Origin of the sequence: Methylobacterium sp. Leaf465 (genome assembly GCF_001424705.1) — a bacterium.
Classification (GTDB): domain Bacteria; phylum Pseudomonadota; class Alphaproteobacteria; order Rhizobiales; family Beijerinckiaceae; genus Methylobacterium.
Genome location: NZ_LMRA01000026.1, coordinates 1 through 9,672 on the forward strand (window position 1 = coordinate 1; position 9,672 = coordinate 9,672).

Annotated in this window: 10 protein-coding genes; 9 read left to right on the plus strand and 1 reads right to left on the minus strand. The window is 68.8% G+C overall.

From position 1 onward, the window contains the following. Positions 1–81: 81 nt before the first annotated feature. Complete coding sequence (locus tag ASG51_RS14885; RefSeq protein ID WP_156389731.1) at positions 82–354, minus strand: hypothetical protein; 273 nt, start codon at positions 352–354, stop codon at positions 82–84. Between the two features lie 81 nt (positions 355–435). Here ASG51_RS14885 and ASG51_RS14890 point away from each other — a divergent pair, with 81 nt between their 5' ends. The 9 genes from ASG51_RS14890 (at position 436) to ASG51_RS14935 (ending at position 9,628) form a co-directional block, all read left to right on the plus strand. Next, positions 436–1,167 (plus strand): response regulator transcription factor, encoded by a 732-nt coding sequence (locus ASG51_RS14890; RefSeq protein WP_056381650.1) that lies wholly within the window; start codon positions 436–438, stop codon positions 1,165–1,167. Continuing rightward, on the plus strand, positions 1,167–2,540 hold the full coding sequence (locus tag ASG51_RS14895; RefSeq protein WP_056381652.1) for an ATP-binding protein: 1,374 nt from the start codon (positions 1,167–1,169) through the stop codon (positions 2,538–2,540). The genes ASG51_RS14890 and ASG51_RS14895 overlap by 1 nt, the downstream gene beginning before the upstream one ends. A 157-nt stretch (positions 2,541–2,697) precedes the next feature. Next, positions 2,698–2,961, plus strand: a complete 264-nt coding sequence (locus tag ASG51_RS14900) for a hypothetical protein (protein WP_056276831.1) — start codon at positions 2,698–2,700, stop codon at positions 2,959–2,961. Positions 2,962–3,024: 63 nt separating this feature from the next. Further along, on the plus strand, positions 3,025–3,360 hold the full coding sequence (locus tag ASG51_RS14905; protein WP_056276828.1) for a hypothetical protein: 336 nt from the start codon (positions 3,025–3,027) through the stop codon (positions 3,358–3,360). Positions 3,361–3,437: 77 nt separating this feature from the next. Beyond that, positions 3,438–4,124, plus strand: coding sequence for a thioredoxin domain-containing protein (locus ASG51_RS14910; RefSeq protein ID WP_056381654.1), 687 nt, complete (start codon positions 3,438–3,440; stop codon positions 4,122–4,124). Positions 4,125–4,614: 490 nt separating this feature from the next. Then, positions 4,615–5,448, plus strand: coding sequence for a DUF3658 domain-containing protein (locus ASG51_RS14920; RefSeq protein ID WP_056381664.1), 834 nt, complete (start codon positions 4,615–4,617; stop codon positions 5,446–5,448). Positions 5,449–5,606: 158 nt separating this feature from the next. Next, positions 5,607–5,810: a type II toxin-antitoxin system ParD family antitoxin gene (locus tag ASG51_RS14925; protein WP_056381657.1), complete on the plus strand. Its 204-nt coding sequence runs from the start codon at positions 5,607–5,609 to the stop codon at positions 5,808–5,810. A gap of 10 nt (positions 5,811–5,820) precedes the next feature. Beyond that, entirely contained in the window at positions 5,821–9,222 is a 3,402-nt protein-coding gene (locus ASG51_RS14930) for a PAS domain S-box protein (RefSeq protein ID WP_056381659.1), read from the plus strand. 121 nt (positions 9,223–9,343) lie between these two features. Further along, complete coding sequence (locus ASG51_RS14935; protein WP_056381660.1) at positions 9,344–9,628, plus strand: response regulator; 285 nt, start codon at positions 9,344–9,346, stop codon at positions 9,626–9,628. The last annotated feature ends 44 nt before the right edge of the window (positions 9,629–9,672 follow it).

The following is a 9,672-nucleotide window of genomic DNA, read 5'->3' on the forward strand; positions in this document are numbered from 1 at the left end:
CGCCATCACGCGCAGGCTGCCTAACCTCTTACCCCAGATGGACCAGAGCCTCCGCTCCTGAACACCGCTGAATGTCCCAAATCATCTGACGACAGACACCGCGACGTAGAGCTTCGACAGGATCTCGTCGCGGGCGCCGAGCGCGGCGTCGGAGCAGATCAGGCGCTCCGTCCTCGACGTGGCCTTGGCGCGATCGAAGCTGGCCGCAGGGGCCGGCGTCGCGGCGAAAGCGACAGCGGCGAGCGCGGCGGCGGTGAAGGCTTTGCGTCCGTGATCCCCCATGATCGACTCCGGGACTTCGTTCGGTGAAGGCACGAGATTGCATCGCATCGGACGGTTCTGGAAGACAGCCAAAGTGGCGAGACACCGTGTAACGTTTTGTAACGACGGTGCCTTTTGCGTTGTCGGCTCGCTCGGTCCCCGTATGTTTGCGGGATGAGCGACGACCAGACCATCGTCATCGTCGAGGATGACGCCGACATCCGCACCCAGCTTGCCGCCTACTTGGAAGGCGAGGGGTTCCGCGCGGTCGGCCTCGACGGTGGCGCCGGCCTCGACCGGCACCTCACGGCGGGGCGATCCGCGGATCTCATCGTGCTCGACTGGATGCTCCCGGGCGAGGACGGCCTGTCGATCTGCCGGCGCCTGCGCGAGGCGGGCGGCCCGCCCATCGTCATGCTGACCGCCAAGGACGAGGACATCGACCGGGTGCTGGGCCTTGAGATGGGGGCCGACGACTACGTCTCGAAGCCGTTCAACCCGCGGGTCCTGCTCGCCCGCATCCGCGCCGTCCTGCGCCGCGCGCAAGGGGCCAGCGCGGCGGCGGTCGAGGCCGATCCCGAGACCCTCGTCGTGGCCGATCTCGTCGTCGACCTCGCTGCGCGTCGAGTGACGGTCGGCGAGGGACATTCCGAGATCGGGCTGACCAGCGCCGAGTACGACCTGCTGCACTGCTTCGTCACCCGGCCGCAGCGGGTGCTCTCGCGCGATCAGCTCCTCGACTGGACCCGCGGTCGCACTGCCGACGCCTTCGACCGGACCATCGACGTGCAGGTGAGCCGGCTGCGGCACAAGCTCGACGCCGCGGGCAGCGATGCGGCCGCGCTCCTCAAGACCGTCCGCAATGCCGGCTACATCCTCGCCGCACCGGTGAGGCAGGCCCCGTGATGGCCCGCGTCGGCCTGCTCGGGCGAATCATGCTGCTCCTGCTGGGCGCGCTCTCCCTGCTCGTCCTCGCCACCGTCGCCGTGGACACATGGCAGCGTCGGCAGGAGCGCTCCCCCTACGGCACGCGCTTTCCGCGCGTCGACCAGGCCGCGAACATCGTGATCCTGCTGCGGGATGCGGATCCTGCCCTGAGACCGGCCATCCTGAAGGCCGTGAGCGGCGAGGCCCTCAGGGCCGAGATCACCGATGGGCCGGCCGACCATCACGACCTGATCCCCGAACCGCGCCTCGAACGGCGCCTGCGCCGGATGACGGGTGATCCGGACGGGCCGCTGCAGGCCTTCACCGACACCGCCATGCTGCACCGGGGCGTCGATCCCGATGCGGTAGACGACAGGGATCGCAATGGTCCCATCGGTCGCCTCGCGACGGCGACATATCGGCTGCCGGACGGCCGGACCCTGGTAATCTCGGCCATCGAGAGGCACCGGTCGATCATGCCATGGCTGCTCGGCCAGCCGCTGAGCCTGTGGGTGGCTGTCCTCGGCGCGGCGGTGGCGGGGCTCGTCCTCGTCGGCGCACGCCACGAGCTCGCCCCCCTGCGACGCCTCACCGAGGCGGTCACCCGCTTCGACGGGCGTTCCCACCAGCCGGTGGCGACGCCCCGGGGCGCCCCGGAGATCCGTCGGCTCTCGCGGGCGGTCAGGGACATGCAGGAGCGTATCGTCGGGCTCCTCGGGGAACGCTCGATGCTGATCGGCGCGATCTCGCACGACCTCAAGACCTACCTGACCCGCCTGCGGCTGCGGGTGGAAGGCGTTACGGAACCGGAGCGACGGGACAGGCTGGTCGAGGACCTCGATGCGATGACCGCGCTGATCGAGACCTCCCTGGGCTTCGCCCGGGGCACCGCGGTCGAGGTAGGCCGGACGGCGGTCGACCTGGCCGATCTCGTCGCCGTGGAGGTGGCCGAGCATGCTGCACAAGGCATCGACGTCCGCCTGACCGGCGAGGACGTGCAGGATGCGGTCGCTGCCGGGGATGCGGTCGCCCTGCGCTGGGTGGTCGCCAACCTGATCGGGAACGCCGTCAAGTTCGGCCGCTCCACGGTGGCTGTAACCGTGAGCCGGACCGATGCGCTGTGTCGGGTCACGGTAGAGGATGACGGCCCGGGTATACCGGAATCCGAGCGGACGGCCGTGTTCAGCCCGTTCTACCGGATCGAACGGTCCCGCAACCGCCGCACCGGCGGCACCGGTCTCGGCCTCGCCATCGCCCGCCAGATCGCGGAGGCGCATGGCGGTACCGTCGTGGCCGAGGCGTCACCCCTCGGCGGCGCACGCCTCGTCGCGACCCTGCCGGCCATCGCCTGATGCCCTGTCTGGCCCGCAGGGCGGCCCGTTACAAAACGTTACGTCGGCGCATCGGTCGGTCACATCCAGGAAGGAGGTCGGGACGATCTTGGCCCTCATCGGTCGCGACGCTGGCTCAGGCATGGCGGCGCACCGGACCACAGAGAAGGATCCGATGATGTTGAAGATGATCGCCCCCGTCGCGCTCATGGCCGGCTTGGCATTCCCGGCCTCGGCGTCGCCCCTGATCCAGGACGCCGTGTCCGACGGATCGGACGGCGCGCGGATCATCCAAGTCTATGGCGGCTGCGGTCCCTACGGCCACCGTGGCCCCTACGGCGGTTGCCGGACCGGCGGGCAATGGGGTGGCTACGTCCGCGGCGCCTCCTGCCCGGCGGGCTTCCACATCGGGCCCTACGGCCGCCGTTGCTGGCCGAACTGAGCCTTCCCACCCCTTTCCCTAGACCTGCGTCCGGTCGCGTGCCGGACGACCATGGAGGCGAACATGATCCGCAAGATCATCCTACCCCTTGCCCTTGCCGCGGGGCTTCTCACGGCCGCCTCGGCCGCCGAAGCCCGTGACGGCTGCGGCCTCGGGTTCCACCGCGGGTTCTACGGCTGGTGCCGGCCGAACCTCGGCTACCGTCCCTACGCCTACGGCCCCGTGTATCGTCACTTCGGCTATCGCGGGTGGGGCGGGCCCCGCTGGCGCTACGGCTACCGGTATGGCTGGCATCGCCGTTTCGGATGGCGCGGCGGATGGCATCGACGTTTCGGATGGCATGGCGGCGGGCACCGCTGGGGGGGCTTCCGGCATGCGGGCTGGCACCACCGCTGGTGACGGGCTCGACGCCTCGCCAGGGTGACCACGCTTCCGATGCGCCGCCCTCGTCCCCCAACCCCTGCCGGAGTTCTCGTATGACCCCTGCCGTCAGGACGGCGTCGACCCGCCTCAGCCGTCGCGGCGTGATCGCGGGATCGGTCTTCGGACTGTCGGCCCTCGGCGTCGCCACGATGGTGCCGAGAGGCCCTCGCGACACGGGGGGCATCCATGTCGGGGATCCGGCCCTGGCCGGACCGCTCGGCGATGTCTGGTTGGGATCGCCCCAGGCGAAGGTGACGCTCGTCGAGTACGCCGCGCTGACCTGCCCGCATTGCGCGGCGTTCCATCACGGGACCTGGCCGGCCATCAGGGCGCGCTGGGTCGATGCCGGACAGGTGCGGTTCGCGTTGCGCGGATACCCGTTGAGCCCTCTCGACACGGCCGGCTTCATGCTGGCCCGGGCGGACGGCGGCAGGAACTACTACGCGCTCACCGATCTCCTGTTCGCGCGGCAGCGGTCCTGGGCGTTCGTTGAGAAGCCTTTGGATGCCCTGCGCGAAGTGGTGCAGCAGGCGGGGATCAGCCGGGATCGGTTCGATGCCATCCTGCGCGACCAGTCCCTCTACGACGGCGTGCAGCGCGTCTCTGCGCAGGCGACCTCCGCCCTGGGCGTCCACAGTACGCCGACGCTGTTCGTGGACGACGACCGACACGAGGGAGCGCTGACGGCGGATGCGCTCGGCGAGATCATCGAACGGGCCTTGGCACGGAGCCCGGGCTGAACCTTTCGGTCCCTGATGCTGGTCGCTGCAGGGCCGGCACGGCGAATTCCTTCGAAGATGCGGAGGGGCCGGGGCAAGCGGTCGAGGAGGAAGGAATTCATGAACAGGTTCGGGTTGGCCCTATCCTCGCTGATCCTGGTCGCCCTATCGGTCGACCCTTCGTCCGGGCAGCCCGCGCCGGACCGAGGGGCCGTCGCATGCCGTGACGAGATCGGTCCGGTCGCCGCCAAGCGTCTGGCCGCTCAGTGCCGGGATGCGTCGCCCGCGACGCATCCGCCATGCAACGCGGCGAACCCCTGCGCCATGATGCGCGACGAGATCGAGCGCAGTTGCCGGATGTTCCAGGAGTCCAGTCCGCTGCCAGTCGACCTCTGTGCCGCGGGTCACGGGCCGTAAGCCGCATCGATACCCTGCGACCGAAGCCATCGCCGACGGGCCGGACAGCCGGACCCTGCCGGTCGTCGAGCTCGAACGGGAATGGGAGACCGGCATGACCGTGTCCGTCGAGGTGGTCCATGCGGCCTGGGGGGTCAGCAGGGCGGAGAGCGTCCGCGACGCCCTGCGATTGCAGGGCTGCACGGATCGGGTGGTTGCGCTCACCCACGACCTGAGCGTCGGCCCCATCGACTCGTTCGATCCGGCCGTGCGCAGGGCCTGGTTCGAGGCCAACCTGCGATCGGACGAAGAGCCCTGCGAGGAGCCGGCCGATTCGGAGGCGCCCTGGGTGGAGGCGACGGCCGTCGGCGTCCATCCGGTCCATTGGGTTTGCCTCAGCGACGCCGCGGAGTACGCCTGCTTCCTGGAGTTCGTCTTCCGCATGGCCGGCCGCCCCTTCGACGTCGTTGACGCGACCGGGCTCGACGTCCCGGGCGCGGGCCGCGTCTCGTCGATCCGGTCGCTGGGGCAGTTGCGGCCCGCGGAGATCGTGGCGGCCGGCCTCGCCGAGAGGCGGCGTCCGTACTCCCGGGCGGAGAGCGACGCTGCCGTGGCCGCCTGGACGCGGTTGAGGCTGGAGAATGCACCGCTGCGCGTCTTGCGCGACGGACGCCTGGTCTCCGTGCCCTTGACCCATTTCGACGCCATCCTGATGGGGCAGGCGTCGGGGGAACGGGAACCGCTCATCAAGCTGGTCGCCCGCGTTCTGAACAAGCTCGATTCCGGGCTGGATCAACCTGGGCAGGGATGCAGCTACGAACTCCTGTTCGCCCGCATCCTCGCCCTTGGGGTGGCCGGAGCGCTGGAGGTCACAGGTTCCGGGCCGGGCATGCGGGGCTATGAGGTTGGCGGGCCTGCGGCACGTCGGTCGAACCTTGGCACGACGTAACGTCATCAAGCCAAGGTCGCGATCCGCCGCATGGGTTCGGTCATACTTGCCGTGACCACGCTTGTTCATGACCTCGGTGCGACATCCGGCGCCTGCACCTTCACGTGAAGAGGGTGTCGCCGATGCGACACCGCCGGTGGCAGCTGGTAAGGGCCGGCATGGCCGCGAAGCATTCCCGACACATCGCCCTAACCGAACCCTTGATCGCCTACGTCGAGGATCAGGTCGCCAGGGGTCAATACACTTCCGTCAGCGAGGTCGTGCGGACTGCGCTCCGGCATATGATCGAGCGGGAAGACGCGAAGGCCGCCCGCAGCGCCGTTGCCCCGGCATCTTCAATGGCCGTCAATGACCGCGCCTGAGACCGGCGGCGTGGAAGCCGCACGCGATCCCGCCCGGCTCGCGGTCCTCGACGGCTACGGCATCCTCGACACGCCGGCGGAGCGGGGCTTCGACGACATCGTGCTGCTCGCCTCGCGGATCTGCGGAACGCCAGTCGCCCTGGTAAACCTCGTCGCCGCCGACCGGCAATGGTTCAAGGCCCGCGTGGGTTTCGAACCTTTTGAGACCCCGCTGGCGCAATCGATCTGCGTCCATGCCCTGCGCCAGCCCGGCCTGCTGGTCATCCCGGACCTCACCGCCGACCCCCGCACGCGGGACAACGTCCTGGTCATCGGCGAGCCCCGTCTCAGGTTCTACGCCGGCGCCCGCCTGGAGACGCCCGAGGGCCTGCCGCTCGGGGCCCTCGGCGTGATGGACGTCGAGCCGCGCCCGGAGGGGCTGACGCCGGAGCAGGCCGAAGCCCTTGAGGCGCTGGCCCGGCAAGTCATGGCGCAGATGGAACTGCGTCGGTCGATGGTTGCGCGCGACGACGCCCTGATGAGAAGCCGCGACGCAGACACCCGTCATCGTCAGATTCTCGATAGTGCCCTGGACTATGCCATCGTGACCACCGACCTCGATGGCCTGGTGACACGCTGGAGCGCAGGCGCCGAAGCCATCCTCGGCTGGTCCGAGGCCGAGATGCTCGGCAAGCCGGGCCGGATCTTCTTCACCGACGATGACGTCGTGAACGGCGTGCCCGAGCGCGAGATGAGGGTGAGCCGCGAGGCGGGACGCGGCTTCGACGAGCGCTGGCACGTGCGTAAGGACGGGTCGCGCTTCTTTGCCCTGGGCGAGATGATCCAGCTCCTCGCCGACGACGGCAGCCACGTCGGCTACCTGAAGATCCTTCGGGACAGGACCGGGCAGCACCTCGCGGCCGAGGCTCTGCAGCGGCAGACCGACCTGCTCCAGACGGTCACGGACCATGTCAGCCAAGCCGTGCTCCAGCTTGACGTCGATTGCGTCGTCATCTTCGCCAACCGGACGGCGCACGACCTGCTCGGTTGGGACGCGGACGCCCTGGTCGGGCAGGACCTGCACGAGGCGGCCCATCATCACCATCCTGACGGGCGTCCGTTTCCGTCCTCCGAATGCGGCTTCGTCCAGGCGATCCGCGAGGGGCTGACCCTGCATGAGCGCGATGCCACGTTCTTCCGCCGCGACGGCACGCCCATCGAGGTGGTCTGCTCGAACGCCCCCGTGTTCGACGGCGGCAAGGTCGCCGGGGCCGTGCTGACGGTCTCCGACGTCACCGGCCGCAGGTTGGTCGAGAGCCGCCTGCGGGAGATGAACGCGGAGCTTGAGCTGCGGGTCTCGGAGCGGGATGCGGCCGAAGCTCGGCAGCGCTTCCTGCTGGACCTTACGGACACGCTGCGCGAGCAGGGCGGCCCACGCGACAGGATGCAGGCGGCGGTGGATGCGCTCGGCAAGCACATCGGCGCCAGCCGGGTCGGCTACGGCTTCGTTGAGGAGGACGGCGTGTCCGCCACCCTCGGTACCGAATACGTCGACGGCGTCGCAGCCTTGGCCGACACCTACCCACTCGACGCATTCGGACCGGGCAACATCGCCAATCTCAGGGAAGGCCGAACGTCGGTCTATTCCGACGTCGAGGCCGATGCGGACACCGCTGGTCTGGGGATGGGCGCCTTCGGCATCGCAGCCTTGGTTGCCGTGCCACAGGTCCACGAGGGACGCATGCGCTCGGTCGTCTACGTGAACCAGAGCGAGCCGCGGGTCTGGACGGCCGCCGAGGTTTCCCTGGTCGAGGATGTATCATCTCGGATCTGGGACGCCGTCGAGCGTGTCAGGGCGCAGGAAGCGCTGCAGGCGATGAACGAGACGCTGGCGGCCCAGGTCGCGGAGCGCACCCAGGAACGCGACCGGATCTGGCACGTGAGCCGGGACATGCTCGGCGTCGCCGACGCCAGCGGCGTCTGGGTGAGCATCAACCCGGCATGGCAGCGCATCCTGGGATGGGACTATCACGACATCGTCGGGAAGACCTCGGAATGGCTCGAACATCCCGAGGACCGCGAGCGGACCCAGGCGGAGGTCGCCCGCCTCGCTGCCGGTGGCCTGACGCTCGCCTTCGAGAACCGATTCCGGGCGCGCGACGGCAGCTACCGCACGCTGTCGTGGACGGCCGTCCCGGTCGAGGGGTTGCTCTACTGCGTCTCCCGGGATGTCACCGAGGAGAAGGAGCGCGCGGCCAGCCTGCTCCAGATCGAGGAGGCGCTGAGGCAGTCGCAGAAGCTGGAGGCAGTCGGACAGTTGACCGGGGGCGTCGCGCACGACTTCAACAACCTGTTGACCGTGATCAAGTCCTCGACCGACCTGCTGAAGCGACCGGATCTGACCGAGGACCGGCGGGTCCGCTACATCGGCGCGATCTCCGATACCGTGGATCGGGCCGCCAAGCTGACCGGACAGCTCCTGGCCTTCGCCCGTCGGCAGGCGCTTCGACCGGAGGTGTTCGACGCCGGGCGGAGCGTCACGGCCATCGGCGAGATGGTGGAAACCCTCACCGGGGCCCGCATCGCCGTCGCCATCCACGTCTGCGACGAGCTCTGCCACATCAATGCCGATCCGAGCCAGTTCGATACCGCTCTGGTGAACATGGCGGTCAACGCCCGCGATGCGATGGGGGGCGAAGGTCGTCTCGACATCGCGGTGGGGGCGGTGGAGGGTGTACCGGCGTCGCGGTCCCATTCCGCGCGGGCGGGGGACTACGTCCGGATCGCGCTCACCGATACGGGCTCCGGCATCCCGGCGGACCAGATCGACCGGATCTTCGAGCCCTTCTTCACCACGAAGGGTGTCGGCCAGGGCACCGGACTTGGGCTCTCTCAGGTGTTCGGCTTCGCCAAGCAGTCGGGTGGCGAGGTCGTGGTCGAGAGCGAGGTCGGACGCGGCACCACCTTCGCGCTCTATCTCCCGAGGGCGGAGGTGGGCGAGAACGAGGAGAGGGAAGCGGCCCAGGTCGATGCGGTGGTCGATGGGCGCGGCACCCAGGTTCTAGTCGTCGAGGACAACCGCGAGGTCGGCACCTTCTCGACACAGACGCTGCAGGAGCTTGGCTACGGGACCCATTGGGTCATGAACGCCGACGAGGCGCTCGCGGCCCTGGCCCGGAACCCGAGCGTCTACGATGTGGTGTTCTCGGATGTGGTCATGCCAGGTATGAACGGCGTCGAGCTCGGGCGCATCATCCGGCGGCTCTATCCGAGCCTGCCGGTGGTTCTGACCAGCGGCTACAGCCACGTCCTCGCGCAGGAGACGGACCACGGCTTCGAGCTCCTGCAGAAGCCATACTCGGTTGAGGCGTTGTCGCGCATCCTGCGCCGGGCAGCCTCGAAACGCCGCAGCCGTAGGCGAGCGGCGGGATAGGACGCTGGCCGCCCCAGGGTTCGCAACACGGAATCCTAGGACACGCAAAACCTTAGGCGAAACATCGCGGTTCCGCGCCCGTATCGTCGTGAACCTTTGAGCCTGGCCGGATTTGACGGTGATGCCGAACCCGTCGAACTCACCGTATGCCCTCGTCGCCGATGATGATTTTCTGATCCGGATGGATGCCGAGACGATCCTGGAGGACGCTGGGTTTCACGCCCTGTCTGCGGCAAACGGAGTGGAGGCGATCAAGCTTCTCGACCAGTACGCGGGATCGATCATCCTGCTCTTCACCGATGTCGAGATGCCGGGAGGCCCCGACGGCTTCGAGTTGGCGCGGACGACGGCTAGGGTCTGTCGTCGCCTGAACGGATTGGTTTGGCTTTCGTTTTCGTCTCTCTGATGCAGGAGGGACGATGCTGAGCGACGCGCAGTGGTCTGAACTGG